Origin of the sequence: Amycolatopsis sp. NPDC051372 (genome assembly GCF_040682095.1) — a bacterium.
Lineage (GTDB): Bacteria > Actinomycetota > Actinomycetes > Mycobacteriales > Pseudonocardiaceae > Amycolatopsis.
Genome location: NZ_JBFBAF010000051.1, coordinates 42,674 through 59,405, shown reverse-complemented (window position 1 = coordinate 59,405; position 16,732 = coordinate 42,674). Strand labels below are relative to the sequence as shown.

Sequence of the window (16,732 nt, the reverse complement as noted above, 5' to 3'; positions counted from 1 at the left end):
CCCGCTCACGCAGCTCGTCGCTGTACTTCTTCGGTGCCGGCATGCTCTGCATCCTCCCTGAGATCAGAGCCTGCACAGAACCCGGGGCGCATCAGGCGGATCGAGGAATGTTTCCAGCAGGCCAAGAACGAAGCCGGGCTGGATCACTACCAGGTCCGGTCCTGGCGCGCGTGGTATGCCCACATCACGTTGTCGATGCTGGCCCACGCCTGGCTTGCTGTCTCCCGATCCCTGGCCATAAAAGGGGAATCGGTGTCGGCGAACCAGGCATGATCGGATTCACGCTACCGGAGATCCGGCGCCTGCTCACCAGACTCGTCCTGCGTGTCGCCGACGCCGCCGACCACGTCTGGGCCTGGTCCCGTTTCCGCCGCCGACGACAACATCAGGCCCGCCTCAGTCACTACAAACGCCGCGGCTACCCACTCACCTGACTGCCGTTGCAGTAGGGAAGCCCGAGCCCACCCACGTTCACCCCATCGGTGGACCCAGGCCGACCGCACGCAGAAGCCCAGCCGTTGGAACGCGATACTCCCCACCAACCCTCAACACCGGGCACGGGAAGCTACCGCTGCGCGCCAACGCGTACGCCTTTGTCCGACCAATCCGCAAAGCCCGCGCCGCTGTCATCAAATCCACCACGGCGGGCAATCCAGTTATCTCAGCGATCGTCATCCCGTCCGCCAAGCACTCCTCGGACTTCATGCGCCCACCTCAACGTCGGCAAGCCGACGCTGAGCCATAACCCGGCAACCCGGATCCAAGTCGATGCCGACGAATGAACACCCGTGCTCCAGAGCCGCGACACCAGTCGTACCGCTCCCGCAAAACGGGTCGAGCACAACCGAACCCGGCGAGCAACTCAGACGCACACAGCGCCGGGCAATCTCCAACGTGCCCGCCGCCGGATGGCCCGTGCGGGAGCGGCCCGCGGGCACACGCCACACTTCCGTCCCGCTCTCGGAAACGCTGCCGTCGTGCCCTTCCTGGCGTGCCAGCCGAAAGACCATCTCGTAGCGCTGAGTGAGCCGATCTTGTGTACTCTCCGGTCGCGCGTTCGGCTTCTCCCACACCACCGCGTTCCGCAAGAACCACCCCCGCTCCAGCAACGAGAACGCCACCCGCCACGGCACCCCGACAAGATCCTTCCGCCGACAAGCCGCGGTAGGCGGCCGATGCACCCCGTAGCCCGTTGCCGCCCTCGCCCGGGCAGTTCGTGCGGTAGATCCAGCAGCGACGTAGTTCCCCCACGAACCACCGAAACAATCGCCAAGATTGAGCCACGCCGTCCCGCCAGGCGCGAGAACCCGGCCCACTTCGTCGAAAACATCGGCGAGCCGAGTCACATAGCTCTCGACAGCGGACTCCGCTCCGAGCTGTCCCTCGATGCGATAGTCACGCAGTCCCCAATACGGAGGCGATGTCACAACACAATCGACCGATGCGGCCGCCATCCCACCCATCACCACCGCCGCGTCGCCCACTCGCACGGCAAACGTCCGCTGAACGAGCGTGCGGGCCGCGACTCCACGAAGAACAGTCATGCTGCAGCGCTCCAGTTTGTCCGGTCGCTCTCCAGGCCAAAGCGGTCCAGACCGACGTCGTGCAAACCGGGGTTGAGATCGATGCCGATGTAGGAGCGGCCAAGCTGGTGCGCCGCCAGGCCGGTCGTGGCGACACCACTGAACGGATCCAGCACGACTCCCTCCTCCTGGCAACCAGCGGCGATGCACCGCAGCGGCAGATCGACAGGCAACGACGCCGGGTACACGGCGCAGATTTGCGGCTGGGGGATCGACCAGACGTCGCCAGGGTTCTTCCCACGCGAACGTGCGGAGGAGCCGCGACGAGCGGGAGTGTCGCTCACGATCTGGCGGCGTTTGCCTGAAGGCCCGGTATCACCGGCCGCCGCCTTCGAGTGCACGAGCGGTTCACGAATCGCATCGAGGTTGAAGAAGTATCGTCGTTGCTTGGCCAGCAGGAACACCATCTGATATCGGTTCCACCTGCTTTCCCGGACTTCTTCGGAATGTGCATCGGTTCTGTTCCAGACGATCGCGTTGCGCAAAATCCAGCCGTCGGCCTGGAGCCGAAACGCAACCCTCCAGGGCATGCCCAGGAGGCTTCTCGCCGGGGCGCCGTGCGACGTCGCGTCGCCGGCGTGACGCACAGCAGCCGCCGGTTGCGAAGTCCCATCAGCTCCGAGTGGGACGTTCCCATGCACCGATTTGCCGAACCGAGTCGGCGGCCCGGCTGAGTACGAGTCGCCGAGATTCACCCACACGGTGCCGGTGTCTGCCAGCACGCGGTGCAACTGCGCGAAGACCTCGACGAGACCGTTCACGTACCTCTGCGGCGTCGTCGTGCCACCGCGCACGTGATCGTGGTTGTCCATCCGAGCGCCGGTCTCATGTGTGTACGAGTCCCAGCGGGGCGGACTGGTGACAACGCAGTCGACGGACCCCGACGGCAGACGCTTGAGGACGGTCGTCGCGTCGCCGACGTACAGGGTCGTCCTGCTATCTCGGTAGTGGATGGCGCTGGCCGGATGAGAGTTCATGCCGCCTCCTGACCGTCGTCGAAGAGCGCGATGCCGAACGCGCCGTGGCGGGCCGAGCGACTCTGGCGGGCGGCACAGCTGGCGAGGGACTGATCGGTCGAGTGCACTGCTCGCATCCACTCCGAGTAGGCGACATCGCTCGCCGCCGACAAGGTGATCTCGTCATCGGCGGGCCACAAGAAGCCGGCTGATGCCTCGGCCGCGAGTTCGGCGTCGTGGGCGAGCCCAAAGACGAGCACGTCGTGGTGCGCGACGAGTGCGGCTCGTGAACCCGCCGCTCGGGCACGGGCAGCCGCACGACGCTCGGCCAGCGAGGCACGAGTGACTAGCCGGCGATCGCGCAGTTCGGCGGTCAGCGCCACGCACCGTTCGACCGGAACCAACCCGGCTGCGATTGCGTCGGCGATGAGCGGGGTGGTCAGGTCGACCAGCTCGCCGTCCGGGCGCCGGCGTGGTCGCGCGACGACAACAAGATGACCACCGGAGCGCAGAAGCGACTCGCAGTAGCGCAGTATCGTGGCGAAGTCGGACTTGGCCGGGTCGCTGTCCGGATCGCCAGGCCGAAACGGATCGGTGCGCAGACAGGTCAAGACGAGTCCGACTCGCCCGATCAGCCCGGCTGCGCGGGTTGTACCGAGAACTGGCGGACGGGCGCCGAGGACCGTGCCGTGAGGCCAGGCACCCGAATTGTTTGCGGCGGTCACGTTGGCGCGTGCGAGGGTCCACCATCTACTTCGCGGGGTCAGTCCGACCGCGTGCCGACCCACGTGAAGTGCCGCTGTCAGCACGGTGCCTGCGCCGCAATCCGGATCGACGACGAGGTCACCGGCTCGCGTGTAGGTTGCGATCGCGTACGCGGCCACGGCGGGTGGAACCCGCTCGGCGTCGTCCTCGGTGCCGGGAACGCAGCCGGCGTCGCGCAGCTGCGCGTGCGGGTCCCGCTGCCCGGTCGGCCAGACCGACAGCGGCGGCATGGAAGGGTCAGGCATCGGAGGTCTTCCCATCGCTCGGGGACATCCACGGGTCAGGTTGGCGGGTGAAAACCAAGAGGTCGTCGTGCGCGCGGGTGTGCCGGCTCGGCGTCAGGTCTTTCGGCGGCAGAGCTGGTGCGCTGAGGCGCTCCAGGGACGCCTTGGGATCGACCGCAACGTCACGTATGGGCACGCGTAACAACGCGATGCGGTCGATGTACCGGAGCCCCTTACTTCGCGCCGCGAAGACGAGCGATCCTGCTGGATCTCTCCACCGCCCATCGAATAGGTCACCGTGCGTAATCACTGCGAGCGTGCCGGACGGGGCCAGCGAGCCGGCCCAAGCGGTCGGGCGAAACCAGTCGAGGGTCGTCACTTCGGCAGCAGTGACTATGAGGTCGAAGCAGTCCGGGTCCGTCGCCGTCGCGGGGCAGTCCGGGTCGTGCCCGGCAGGCGCCGACTGTGGCGAAGTGCGCTGGGTCGTCGGACTTCCGGTGCGCGAGCGGGGTCCGGACTCCGACTCAGTCCGCGTCCACGCTGGATACCTATAATCAGGATCGAGATCAGCGACGACAGTCTGTGTCCGGACGCGGCGTCCGAGGCGAGCGGCGGTCCATGCAGCCCCCGGCAGTCCGGCGTACGGTCCGCACTGGCGTCGGCCACGGTCGGCCGCCGACGATGACGCGGCCGGCGGCTGAAGGTACGTCGCGGATTCGAGGATAAGCACTCGATGACCGGGCAACGTGTACGCCGTGACGATCTTCACGATCGCCATCAGCAGCCAGTCGGCCAGCAATCCCGTACCTCCGTTGAAGCCCTCTTGAGCGCAGAGCCAGACCGTGCTCGGCCCAAACGGCCGCGCCGCGCGGCGTGGCGTAGGCATCGCAAGCAGACGGCGCTCCGGCGAGGTCCTGGCCGACGGATGCACAGGGGCAGTCGCGTGCTGAGTTGGAGAGCCGGTTCCGTGGTGCTTCCTGTCGCGCGCTGGGGTCACAGCGGATCTCCTCCGTGGAGTGCACACCGAGTTCTGACATCCCTTAACTCCACGCCACGGCATTATTTTGGACCGCCCAGAAAGAATTCTTTACCACCACAATTTTTAGAATTTCAAACAGGTTAATAATCAGGCTAGGATCTTCACGCAGAACACCTCGAGGCCCCGCGGATCAACAAAACACCTGGCCGCAGCACCAGCTCCAAAGCCCACACAAGGGCCTTCAATCTGAGAGCACACGTCGCCAGGCTGATCGCCCGAGACCCTGGTCAACGACCATTCGAGTACTTGGAAGGTACTAGATCTGCGACCTCTAGCGAATTAGCAACTCACCAGTAAAATCCAAGTAGATACAGGGTAATTCACCGGTACAACTTCCCATTTCCTAAACCCGTTGTTTCACAAATCGACGGTTCAGGGAGTCTTGAAATGCCAGCGAAAAACCCTTTCCGACCAGGCGGCGACGAGGCCGTCGCGAACTCCTTGGATATCGCCCGGGACACTTTCGCCTGGCTGGTAACCGGGCCTCATCCGGTCTCCCTGAACGGCAGGCTCTTCGACGGCCTGCCGGACCGAGACGTCCCGCTCGACGAGGTGCGCGACCACATGCTCGCGCGCCGGTGTCCACAGGCTACGGGGGACGCGGTGTGGGCTCATCTCGTATTGCGTTCACGGTCGGAAGGGGCAACCTGGACGGTGGCCGCGGTGGGCATGGCAATGCCCGCATTGACAGCCGTCGCGGCGAAATTGACAGCGCGGTTCGCCGGTGATCCTGCCGACGTACACGCTGAGATCCTCCACGGCTTCCTCGCCGCCTTGACAACGATCGATCTGTGCCGGCCGCGGATCATGCTCCGGCTTCGATGGGCGGCGTACCGGTCCGGATATGACGCGCTCAACGAGGCGTTGTCCGGTCCGACTCCAGTTGCACCTGGGTTCCGTTCCGCCGCGCCGCACCCGCCGTGGGGCCATCCGGACCTCGTCCTGGCACGTGCGGTTGCGGATGGGGTCCTGACTCGGTCCGAGGCGACACTGATCGGAGCGACACGTCTGGAAGGTGTTCCTGTCTCGGAGTGGGCGGAGTCTCACGAGGCCACCACGTGGGCGGTGTACAAGGCACGCAAACGCGCGGAGATTCGGCTCGCCGAGTACCTCCATGACACCGCCACAGGCGCCGATCCGGCTGACCCAGTCGCCAACGAGGTAGCGCGGCGTACATCACCTTCGGACGCCGGCGCGCGCACGCCTGCCGCACCTCGACCGTCACAACCTGTTACAGCCATTGTCGGCGCCGCCGAGCGACGAGACGAACAGCCGGTGTCGAAAACTACCCCGGAATCCGGAGTTCAGGGTTACGGGACGGACGCGCGCTCGACCCGATCTTCGGAGTTGCCGCCATGCGACTGATCGACGACTCTCGTGCGATCAAGGACCAAATCTCATGCGCCGGAGCCTTGTGCGCGCTCCACGGCCACACGTCGCGCTCGCCGGCACCTCACGACCCCATCAAAACAGCGACGCGACCGACAGTGATCAGATGTCTGCCGTTCCCACTGACGATGGTGTCACCTCTCCCGAACCGTCATTGCTGCCGGATGATGGGCCCTCCGACGGTGGTCTCGATCGAAGCCCACCGGATCATGCCCTCGGACATGGCCGGGTCGCGTTCGTAGCCTCAGGCGACGCGGCGTCGAGCTGACCCAGTCGAGACTTGAGGGCCATGCGCGCTCCGGGGCACACCACGGCGGTTGACGTGTGCGCACGCGGCCCGCGTGGTCACCGGTCAGGCTTCGTCGTTGTCGTCGATGAAGTCCATGTTCAGCTCAAGTCCCAACCCTGGAGCATCCGTCAGCTCGATGTGGCCGTCTTTCGGGACGGGCGCATTGGTATACACGGCTGCCGTAATGTCTTCGAAGAGGCGCAGCCGCTCGAGGAAAACGGCGTTCGGAACAGCGCTCACGAGGTGACTGTGGAGGTGCTCCATGGCGTGTGGCGCGAACTTCACGTTCCACGCCTGCGTCAGGGCAGCACACTTGAGCATCTCGGTGAATCCGCCGGCGCGGGCCGCGTCCACCTGGACGATGTCGGCGGCTTCGTTGACCAGGAGGTCCCGAACGCCGAACTTGGTGTACTCGTGCTCGCCGGTTGCCAGCGGCACGTCCGTTCCGCGCTTGAACCGGGCCAGGCCGGGGATGTCGTCGGCGAAAACCGGCTCTTCGAGCAACATGGGGTCGTATTCTCGAACACGGTTCGCGAACGCAACCGCCGTAGCCGCGTCCCAGCAGTTGTTCGCATCCAGCAACAGCTCTACGTCCGGCCCGACCGCCTCGCGGACCTTTCGGACGCGTTCCAGGTCACGGCGAGGGCGCTTTCCGCCGTCGACGCCCACTTTGAACTTGACCATCGTGTAACCCTGACTGACCATGTCGAGCATCTCGGCGACGAGCGTGTCGTCGTCATACGACGTCCAACCGCCTGACGCGTAGACAGGGATGCGCGTGGGGCCCCCGCCAAAAAGCTTGTAGAGCGGCAGCCCAGTGATCTTGCCCTTCAGGTCCCAGAGCGCGATGTCGACGGCGCTGAGCGCGCAGAACATCAAGCCCTTGCGGCCGACACCCCGCAGGTACCCGAAGAACTCCGCCCAGATGAGCTCGGTGTCGAACGGGTCGCGGCCGAGAAGCTTCGGAGCCATGTTGCGCAGGATGAGGTCGCGAGTGGCCTCGCCGCCCACCTCGTGATAGGTGACGCCGAAGCCTTCCAGTCCGTCCTGCGTGGTCAGGCGCACGATCGTGTACCCGACAGTTTCCACCTTGCGCGTGGCGTCGGCGAAATCCGCTTTTACCGGCATGGAAACCAGGTGGACGTCGACCTTACTGATGGTTTGAGACATGGTTCCTACCCGGTGGTTGACAAGGAGCGGGCCTGTGGTCAGAAACCGATCCGCGTTCACAGCGGAACCCTTTCCAGGATGGCGTCGAGGGACGCGATCGCTGCTTCGTCGTAGCGAGTCAGCGGAGCGGAGACGGCGGTGGTGGCGATAACGCCCCTTCGGTGCAGCATCGTCTTCAGCGCCCCCAGCTCCGACGAGTGCCGGCCGAGGCCGTGTGGCTGACCGGCGCCGAAGATGTCGACCAAGACGTTGATCGCTCGCTGATGCTTGGCGACCGCGACCGCATCGCCCTTGCGGTGGGCGTCGTAGAGCCCGACGAAAAGGTCGGGCCGAGCGTTGGCCAGCCCGGGGATGAGCCCGTCCGCACCGAGGTTCAGTGCAAGGTCGGCGAGGACATCGGCGCCGGTGAGCACAGCCGCGTCATGCCCCGGCCCAAGTGCGTCGAGGATCCTGCGGAACTCGGTCAGCGTCCCCGAGCTGTCCTTGATCCCGGCAAGCACGCCGGCGCCGAGCAGATCGATCGAGACCTGCAGCGGAATACGCCTGCCGACGTTCCCGGGGATGTCATACGCGAGCACAGGCAGCGGCGACTGCGAGCAAATGGCGCGGAAGTGCTCAGCGACCTCGGAATCAGACGGGTTGGCGTAAAAGGGCGCTGTAACGACGACGCCGTCTGCCGGGAGGCCGGAGAACAGGTTCAGCTGCTCCACGACACGAGCCGGCGTCGTGTCGAGAGCTCCGAGGAGCACCGGAACCCGACCCGCGGTGTGCGACACGGTGACCTCAGCGACCGTGCGCCGGTCGGAGTCGGAAAGGTAGACGGCTTCGCCGGATGACCCGAGGACGAAGACGCCGTGTACGCCGGCGTCGAGCTGGTAGTCGATCAGTCGTTTGAGGCTGGTGACGTCGACGCTTCGGTCATCGAGCAGGGGGGTGACGATCGGCGGGATGACGCCGCTGAACGCGGGCATCAGGCGACTCCGTCAAGAGCCGCGACGTCGCCGCACAAGTGCACCTGGATACCCAAGCCTGCGAACGCGGTCGCCTTCGTGATGAGTGCCCTGTCGGCGGTTGGTGCGTCCGGTGCGTAAACGACCTGTACGTGGTTGGCCTTGTGCCGCGCCATGAACTGATTGCGGCTCACGCCATGGAGGACGACGTGCGCGATCGGCCACTCCGGGTTGGTCGCCTCCTTGCGACGAGTGGTTTCTTCTGCCGGAAGCGCGACGACTGAGGCACGACCGACGTCGGCGTGCAGCCGGCCGTCCATGATGTAGACCCGCGACCAGACGATCTCACCCGGCTTCGAGACGCCGTTGACGGTGGCGCCGCCGGCCGGGAAGAAAACGTGCCCCTGTCGCCAACCCTCGGCGTTTTGCCAACCACCGAGATGAGAACCAGGCACCGAACCGGAGATCTCGTAGACCCACACAAAACGGCCGTCGTAGTCCTCGCCCCAGCGCACGTCGTGGAGCGTGTTGTCAGGCACCAAACCCATCGCCGTCCACACGCGGTGCGTGATGAGGGCATCCACTGCGACGCCCTCATCAGCCTCGTTGAAGTGAGGGAGCGGCAGGCCTTGGTGCAGCACCCGGGCACCGTCTCGGCTGCGGACCGGCGGTCGCTCGGAGCTGTTGAGCAAACCCTCGGCCAGGTCAGAGGCCGGCACCAGATCCTTCAACCCCTGCTGATACTGGATACCGACGGCGTCGAGACCGAAATCATCAGCGATCCGCAAGGCGGCGACGTACATTTTATACTGCCAGCGCAGCTGTTCGGTGGTCAGCTCCGTGGCCTCGTCGGACCCGAGCCGGAAGGTCATGCCCTTCTCCACGAGCCAAGCACCGACTTCGTCGGCCTCGGCATCTGGGATGGTTCGCATCTCGGCGTAGAGAGCGCTCTGAGAGAGTCGCTCCTTGTAAATGCCCGTACTGTTAAGTAGCTCATCGTCGATGATGGCGTTGTACATGCCCATGCATCCCTCATCGAACACGCCGATGATCGCCTTGTCCAAGAGCATCTGCCGTGCAACAGCCACCCCCAGGCGAGTCTCGTCATTCTCGGGCAGTGGGGAGAGATCGCGAACGTGGGAAGCGTCATGTTCGACCGACCCGGTCTCGACCCACTGACGCAGCCCAGACAAGAACCAATCGTCTGTGAAGTCCGCACTCCACAACGTCGAGTACTTCGTTCCCATCTTGGTCATGCTGGCGTTGAGGCCAAGCAATCCAACGAGCCCCGGCCAGTCGCCGGCGAAGTTGGCCACGGTGAGGATCGGGCCGCGGTGCGTCCGCAGGCCGGCCAGCAAATGATGGCTGTACTGCCAGTTCGCGATGGCGACGACCAGTGGCGCCTCCGGCGGCACCCGCTTGAACGCTTCGAGGCCCATCCGTTGGCTCGACACGAAGCCGTGGCCGGTCGCTGGATCGATGTCCACGACGCGTCTGACCTGCTTACCCAGCGTGGAAAACGCCGCGGTCACGGCGTTTTCGACCGCCACTTGCACTGGCCAACTCGCAGTATTGGCCGACTCTCGAAGGTCACCGCTGGCAATCAGATACACGATGTTCGGTTCGGCAGCGGGCCGTTCGGCAGGGGTGGGCAGCGTGTAGGCGGTGGTCACCGAGCGATTCCTTTGCTTGCGTCGGCCTGGTTGTGAGCCAGATCGTGGCTGATGTCTTTGGTCTGCTCGTAGAGAGAGCGGTACGCGATGTATCTGTCGTGATAGAGCTCAGCATTCGACGAGTCAGGGGTGATGACCGTCGCGGGCGGATTCCACACGGTGATATCCGGGCTCCCAATGAGGCCTGCCGCGAGAAAAGCGGCCCCGTAGCTGGCACCCACAGTATGACGGGGGACGACCTGCTCGAGGCTGGTCACATCACTGACGATCTGGGTCCACAGACCTCCTTGCGTGCCGCCGCCGACGGCGACGACTCGGCGCACGTCACCGCCTGCCGCGACGAGGGCTTCGACGTTGTGCCGGACGCCGAGTGCCGTCGCTTCGAGGCCGGCGCGGAGAAGATCTCCGCGGACGTGGTTCAGGGCAAGCCCCGCGATGACACCGCGCGCATCAGGATCGAACACAGGCGTTCGTTCCCCGGCGAAGTACGGCAGCATCAGGAGACCGCGAGCTCCAGGAGGAGATGCGCGCGCCTCCGAGAGCAGCAGAGAGTAGTCCTTCTCGCCGAATATCTGCTGGAACCAATCCGTGACCGCGCCGGACGTGGCCATGCCGCCGGCGAGGTTGCGAGTGCCAGGTAGCGCGCCAACAGTTGCCCACATGGACGAGCTGGTGACAAGTTCTGCCACCGTGTTGATCAGGAACATGGTGGTGCCGTACATGAGCATCAGGTCGCCGATGCCCTGGGCACCGACGCTGATCGCTTCGGTCCAAGCGTCGATCGTTCCGACGATGACCGGAGTTCCCTTCGGAATTCCCGCCACGTCAACGCGCACCTGCCCTGCTTGATCGCCGGGCCAGCGCAAGGGTGGGACTTCGAGTCCCGGGGCTACGTGCGCCCACCAGTCCGGTACCCACGTTTGCTGGTGTATGTCGAACAGCGGATCGCACTGGCTGGCCGAGTGGAAGTCCAATGTGTACGTCCCGGTCAACCGGTAGGCGAGCCACGACGCTGGCATGAAGAGCCGCCGGGCGTGCCGCCACACGTCAGGCTCGTTCTCCCGGACCCACGCGAGTTTCGGGCCGACAGCCTGCGAGGAGAGCGCCGAGCCGCACCGCTCGAATACGGCGGCCGCGCCGAGCTCGTCGTTGATCCTGTCGATCTGTTGGCCAGCACGGGAATCCACACCATACAGAATCGCGGGCCGGAGTGGTCGGCCGTCGCCGTCGGTCAGCAGCGTGCAGGGTCCCATGCCGCTGACGCCGACGGCCCCGACTGCGACGTCATCGCGAGCCAGTAGTTCGGTTGCGATCGAACAGAACTCATCCCACCAGATGTCCGCGGACATCTCAACGTGTCCCGGTGCGGGTCGATCGACAGCGTGAGTGCGTTTCGTCCGGCTCAGAATGGTGCCGGCCGCGTCGACAAGGACGCCCTTGGTGCTCGAAGTTCCGACATCGACGCCTAGGAAAACGGTGCGCAGCTTGCCTCTGTTTCCAGCGATCTGGTTGCTCATGCTGCACCGCTGCCGGAAACGATCACAAAGGTCGGCGTGGAACCGGCATCGCACGCGTTCGTGACCAGCTGCTGCGGATGGCCGATGAGCATGGGAGCAACCTCCTGCGGGCCCGTCGTGCCCAGCGTGGGCCGGTCGGACGGCGATGGTGGTGGTCGACGACGCGGGCTCGCCGCCGATGGAGGCAGGACGGAAGCGCGGCCACGTCGCTGCACAGGTGAACAAACATGCCCAGGCCGGCGGCCTGAGCCCTCACGATCAGCGCCCGGTCATCGAATCTTCATCGACGGCCGGCCCTTGCCGGTGAGGTAGTAGCGGCCCACCCAGTACTTGAGAGCATCGGTCGGGTCGTGCGTGCTGAAGGTGCGGATGTTGCGCCAGAACCGGTCGATGCGATGTTTGGTTGCGGTACTGCGCGCGCGCGTGAGATCGATGATGCCGTCGCTGACGGTAATCGCGGACTCGACACAGGCGACCTTCGCAGCCTGCACGGCAACCCAGATCGCGTCGTGGTCGGCGGCTTCGGGGGTCTCGGCCGCGGCCTCGATTTGTCGTGCGACGTCGAGCAGAGCCGCTCGGGCGGCTTCCAGCAGCGACACGAACGTACCAATTCGGCTGAGGATGAGCGGATCCTCGTCGGCAGTACTGAACTGCGGCAAGAATGGGCGGTTGCCCTCGCGGAGATAGGAAAGCGCGGCGTCGAGCGCGCCGTAGCCGGGGCCGAGCATGATCGGGCTGTGTCCCATCATGATCCACGCGCTGGTCAGCGGATCCTGGTCGCCCTCGTGCCAGTGCCAGTCGTCGGCGACGAAGACATCGTTGTAGTCGATGGTCTGCGAGTGCGTGCCCCGCAGGCCCATGTTGTCCCAGTTGTCATGCATCACGACGTTCGGGTGATCGAGTGGCACTACGACATGGTGGCGGCCCTCCACGCCATCGAGTGTGCACCCGACACTCGCCAAACCGCCGCTGCCGGAGTTGGAGTTGAAGGTCTTGGTGCCGGAAAGGATCACACCGCCGTCGACGGGTCGTGCCGTGACCGGCCGGGGGGAGCCGGCCTCCGCGTTGGAGGCGACGAAGCGAACTTGACCTGACCGGACCTGCTCGGCGATCTGAGCCTTCGTCGAGTCCGGCAGGGAACTCTGGAACAACTCACGGATGACGAACGCGCTGACGTGATGGTTCTGCGCGACATTGCCATCACCTCGGCCGATGGCGACACAGACCTTCATGAACGCCTCGGTGGCGAAGAAGAAAGTGCCGTCGCTCAGTCCGCCGAAACGCGCAGGGACGTTGAGGTTGAAAATTCCGTTCTTCCAGAGCAGGTCCATGGCCTCGTCGGGGTCTTTACCCGTGGCATCAGTCTCAACGCCGATCCGATTCAGCTCAGGAATGAGCCCCTCAGTTCGCGCGACGAGCTCCTCCACCTGAGTGCGGATCTCGGGGTTCGCGATGGTCATCTAGTTCCTTCCGTGTGGAGTCGCCGATTCGGCAGTACGTCGAAATGAAGGGGGAAGGGGGGAACGGCTAGTTGTTGAGCACGCGGTCGAAGAAGCGGCATACGTCGGCCTGTACCTCAGCCGCCCAAGTCGGATCGGACTCGAAGGCATGCCCGACGCCGGCGTGTATCCGCAGCTCGGAGTGGAGACCACGGGCAGTGAGGAAATCGTGCAGACGCACGCTGCTCTGGTACGGGATGACGCGGTCGCCGGTGCCGTGCACCAGGAAGCTCGGTGGGAAGGTCCGGCCGATCGCACACTCGAACTTCAATCCAGTCACCGCGGAGACCGGAAAGTCGTCACCGAGGACGAGGTGAGCGGACAGGACGCCCGTCGCAGTAGCGCGCAGGTCGACGCCCGTCTCGGACCGTACGGGCTCAACAACCGCGGGGACGTCGGCACTGAACCAGACGGCAGGATAGAGCAACGCGAGCGCCGCGACGCCGGCCACTCGAGGCGCCGCAGTCGCGAGGAGCGCGAGGTGGCCGCCGGCGCTGAAGCCCTCGATCACGATCCGCTCGGGGTCTACACCCAGATCTTCGGCGTTCGCCTGAACCCAGGCGATGGTGTCGATGACGTCGTCGAGCGGCGTCGGCCACGCAACAGACTCGGCCAGCTGCCGATATGCCACCACGACCGCTGTGTAGCCCTGTAGCGCGAGCAGCTGGGCCCGATCGGCGAGCATCGACGGAGAACCGAAGCGCCAACTGCCGCCGTGCACCATGACAACCGCGACACCGGTGCTGCGTTCGGCCTCAGGCCGGACGACGATCGGCGCGGCGACCGAACCTCCAAGGGTCACAATCAACTCCTAGTGCGAACGCTGGTTCCTATTCTCATTACTGTGACGCGTGGCCGCGACATCGTCAAGAGGTAGGTGCCTCACACGATGTCGACGTCGACGACGGCGCCATCTCGAGCCATGCTCCGATCCGTTGCCTCGAGCACGGCGAGGGTCCGCAGCCCGACGTCGACGCCGAACCCGTGCTCGGTCACACCGCTCCTGATCTCGTCCCTCAGCAGCCTGAGCGCGTGGGTGTGACTTAGAACCCCATCGATGCTCAACGGGGGCGAATTGTGCATGCCCGTCCCAGTCAGCACGTCGATCGTCTGCAGTGGCTGGTCTCGTGATGAGGCCATGTCGATCGCCACAGCGCTGGTGGCGCCGCCGGCGTGGATCATCGTCAGGGCCACGCGGGTACGCTGCCCAACGGCGAAGGCAGAGACGGCGACCACGGGTCCGAGCACGGACTCGAGTTGGTGGATGATGTGCGGACCGACGTCCCAGAGAGGGCTGAAGTCCTTACGCCACAACGACCCGGCGTAGGGACTGTCCGGACGCATCGCAGTCGAGTGCCAGTGCGCGTGCGCGCTCGTCGGCTTCTCTGCGCGCCGCGCGTCAAGCCAGGCGGCGCGCTCTGGTCGCAAGCGGTGAATCAGCAGCGTCACTGCGGCCACGCCTTGCACGCGCACCGCATCCGCGAGCGCAGCACCAGCCTTCAGTGTGTCGGCGATCGGCTTCTCGATAAGCAGGTGCTTGCCCGCCTTCGCGGCCCGGGTCGCAATGTCTGCCTGAGCCGCGGGCGAGATCGACAGGTCAACAACGTCCACGGTGTCGATCAGGCCATCAAGGTCGGGGTACGCATCGACACCGAACTGCTCCCCCAGCCGCTCTGCCGCAAGGTTGTTCCTGCCCCAGATTCCGACCAGCTCCACATCGGGATGCGCGCGGAGCGAGGGCAGGTGCACGTGGCCGGCCCAGTAGCCGGTGCCCACCATGCCGACCCGCAGCCTGGGCTTTACGGCGTTCATCGGCCCACCGCGTAACCTTGGGCGCCGCGCGCGGTTGCGGCCGCTCGTAAGAAGCCGGTTTCCGGGTCGACCCCGGCGGCACTAACACGACCGAGCGACCATGCTTCCGCCCGTTCAACCGTGTGTCCGCGACGAGTCAGGTCGGCGATCGTCGACTCAGGGATCCGACTCTCCGCGACGATGACGCGTTCACGCGCGCGACGCGGCCAGAACGAGCCAGGGTGGTGCATCGAGTGGAACATCGGTGCGTCGGTGGCAGCCTGGAGGCCGAGCCCGTGATCGACGTGGGCAAGGAAGAACAGCAGGGACCACTGGTCTTGCTGATCGCCGCCCGGCGTGCCGAATGCGAGGAACGGACGCCCGTCACGAACCGCGAGCGACGGAGTGAGCGTCGTGCGCGGGCGTCGTCCCGGCCGTAGCGACGACGCAAGACCGGGTTCCAGCCAGGTCATCTGACCACGGGTGCCAAGCGCGAAACCGAGCCCGGGAATGGCGGGGGAACTGTGTAGCCATCCACCGCTGGGGGTGGCTGAGACCGCCATCCCGCTCGCATCGACGACGTCAAGATGGCATGTGTCGCCGCGCGCGACCCCAGTCCGCTCCACGACCGGGTCAGTTCGCGAGTCCCCCAGCGTCGGCGTCCCTGTACCCGCCGCAAAGTCGCCCGCTGTCGGCTCGCCCGAGCCCACGGCGGTACCGGTGCGCTCGTGGTTACCGCGAAGCATCGCGGGCAGGCGGGGTTCACGGCCGCCGGGTGACCCCGGCCTCAGACCGTTCGACGCGTCTGGGGTCACCAGCGCGGACCGTTCAACGGTGTACGCCGTGCTCAGCAAATCGTTGAGCGGGACGTCGGCTCCATCCGGGTCGCCGTACCACGCCTCTCGATCCGCAAATGCGAGCTTCCCGCACTCAACGATCGTGTGGATGTACTCGGCGGACAAGAACGGGATGCCGTCCACTCCGAGCTCTCGCAGGAGGGCCAATTGCTGCAGGAAGACCGGTCCTTGCCCCCACGGCCCGGTCTTGTGCACTGTGTAGCCCCGGTAGACGAGGCTCGCGGTGTCCTCTACCGGGCAAACCCAGCGCGCGAGGTCGTCCCCAGCCAGGACGCCGGCGTTCGGGCGGCCCGTGCTGTCCATCGCGGGCGTCGCCGCATGCGCGGCTATCGCCTCGGCGACGAATCCCTCGTAAAACACCCGCCGGGCTCGCTCGATGCGCGCCTCGCGTGTGCCGCCGTCGACCGCCGACTCCCGCAGCAGCCGCTGCCACGTCGCCGCGAGCAGTGGGTTGGTCATCCGCGCCCCTGCTCGTGGCACCTGGCCGCCGGGCAGCCAGATCTCTGCGGAGGCGCGCCAGTGCTCGGTGAACAGCTCGACCACCGGCGCTATCGCCTCGGCGGTACCTTCGAGCGCCGGCCAGCCGTGCTCGGCGTAATGGATAGCGGGCGTGAGTACATCGGCGAGCTCCCAGGTACCCCACCGCTCGAACAGCGTCAGCCACGCTGCGAAGGCGCCGGGCACGGTGGCCGAGAGCAGCCCAGTGCCGGGCATGAGGTCGAGCCCCAGCCCGGTCATGGTGTCGATGTCGGCGCCTGCGGGCATCGGACCCTGACCGGCGACACATCGCACGTCGCCAGCGGCTGGGTCGAACAGCAGGATCGGTACCTCGCCGGCCGGGCCGTTGAGGTGAGGCTCTACGACCTGCATGACGAACCCCGCCGCGACGGCGGCGTCGGCCGCGTTGCCACCCTGCTCCAGGACGCTCATGCCGGTCGCGGAGGCGAGCCAGTGCGTGCTCGCGACCATGCCGACGTCACCAAGCAGGTCGGGTCGGGTGAGGAAAGTAGTGTCGGTGTTGTCCATGACC

13 protein-coding genes and 1 pseudogene are annotated in these 16,732 nt (G+C 65.8%); 2 read left to right on the top strand and 12 right to left on the bottom strand.

The window, feature by feature from the left end; all coding sequences use genetic code 11:
* Positions 1-273, top strand: a pseudogene (locus AB0M56_RS46800) (hypothetical protein); the annotation flags it as partial.
* Positions 274-701: 428 nt separating this feature from the next.
* Here AB0M56_RS46800 and AB0M56_RS46795 read toward each other — a convergent pair.
* The 4 genes from AB0M56_RS46795 to AB0M56_RS46780 all read right to left on the bottom strand — a co-directional run bounded on the left by AB0M56_RS46795 (position 702) and on the right by AB0M56_RS46780 (position 4,327).
* Positions 702-1,454 carry a site-specific DNA-methyltransferase gene (locus AB0M56_RS46795; protein WP_364189018.1) on the bottom strand — a complete coding sequence of 251 codons (753 nt, stop codon included), beginning with the start codon at positions 1,452-1,454 and terminating at the stop codon, positions 702-704.
* A gap of 86 nt (positions 1,455-1,540) precedes the next feature.
* Positions 1,541-2,560, bottom strand: coding sequence for a site-specific DNA-methyltransferase (locus AB0M56_RS46790; protein ID WP_364189008.1), 1,020 nt, complete (start codon positions 2,558-2,560; stop codon positions 1,541-1,543).
* Positions 2,557-3,549, bottom strand: coding sequence for a DNA methylase (locus tag AB0M56_RS46785; protein ID WP_364189005.1), 993 nt, complete (start codon positions 3,547-3,549; stop codon positions 2,557-2,559). The genes AB0M56_RS46790 and AB0M56_RS46785 overlap by 4 nt, the downstream gene beginning before the upstream one ends.
* Positions 3,542-4,327, bottom strand: a complete 786-nt coding sequence (locus AB0M56_RS46780) for a hypothetical protein (RefSeq protein ID WP_364189002.1) — start codon at positions 4,325-4,327, stop codon at positions 3,542-3,544. The genes AB0M56_RS46785 and AB0M56_RS46780 overlap by 8 nt, the downstream gene beginning before the upstream one ends.
* Positions 4,328-4,954: 627 nt before the next feature.
* Here AB0M56_RS46780 and AB0M56_RS46775 point away from each other — a divergent pair.
* Entirely contained in the window at positions 4,955-5,932 is a 978-nt protein-coding gene (locus AB0M56_RS46775) for a hypothetical protein (RefSeq protein WP_364188999.1), read from the top strand.
* 376 nt (positions 5,933-6,308) lie between these two features.
* Here the strand turns inward: AB0M56_RS46775 and AB0M56_RS46770 are convergent, their stop codons facing one another.
* The 8 genes from AB0M56_RS46770 to AB0M56_RS46735 form a co-directional block, all read right to left on the bottom strand.
* Complete coding sequence (locus tag AB0M56_RS46770) at positions 6,309-7,415, bottom strand: mandelate racemase/muconate lactonizing enzyme family protein (protein ID WP_364188996.1); 1,107 nt, start codon at positions 7,413-7,415, stop codon at positions 6,309-6,311.
* A gap of 56 nt (positions 7,416-7,471) precedes the next feature.
* Positions 7,472-8,386, bottom strand: coding sequence for a dihydrodipicolinate synthase family protein (locus tag AB0M56_RS46765; RefSeq protein WP_364188993.1), 915 nt, complete (start codon positions 8,384-8,386; stop codon positions 7,472-7,474).
* Positions 8,386-10,038 (bottom strand): fucose isomerase, encoded by a 1,653-nt coding sequence (locus AB0M56_RS46760; protein ID WP_364188991.1) that lies wholly within the window; start codon positions 10,036-10,038, stop codon positions 8,386-8,388. The genes AB0M56_RS46765 and AB0M56_RS46760 overlap by 1 nt, the downstream gene beginning before the upstream one ends.
* A complete protein-coding gene (locus AB0M56_RS46755; RefSeq protein WP_364188988.1) occupies positions 10,035-11,555 on the bottom strand; it encodes an FGGY-family carbohydrate kinase in 1,521 nt (506 codons plus the stop codon). The genes AB0M56_RS46760 and AB0M56_RS46755 overlap by 4 nt, the downstream gene beginning before the upstream one ends.
* 269 nt (positions 11,556-11,824) lie before the next feature.
* Complete coding sequence (locus AB0M56_RS46750) at positions 11,825-13,015, bottom strand: acyl-CoA dehydrogenase family protein (protein ID WP_364188985.1); 1,191 nt, start codon at positions 13,013-13,015, stop codon at positions 11,825-11,827.
* A gap of 67 nt (positions 13,016-13,082) precedes the next feature.
* The gene (locus AB0M56_RS46745) at positions 13,083-13,856 is read right to left on the bottom strand and encodes an alpha/beta hydrolase (RefSeq protein WP_364188982.1); all 774 of its coding nucleotides are present in this window, start codon (positions 13,854-13,856) and stop codon (positions 13,083-13,085) included.
* Between the two features lie 80 nt (positions 13,857-13,936).
* Positions 13,937-14,866: a Gfo/Idh/MocA family oxidoreductase gene (locus tag AB0M56_RS46740; RefSeq protein ID WP_364188979.1), complete on the bottom strand. Its 930-nt coding sequence runs from the start codon at positions 14,864-14,866 to the stop codon at positions 13,937-13,939.
* Entirely contained in the window at positions 14,863-16,728 is a 1,866-nt protein-coding gene (locus AB0M56_RS46735) for a gamma-glutamyltransferase (protein ID WP_364188976.1), read from the bottom strand. The genes AB0M56_RS46740 and AB0M56_RS46735 overlap by 4 nt, the downstream gene beginning before the upstream one ends.
* Between the last annotated feature and the right edge of the window lie 4 nt (positions 16,729-16,732).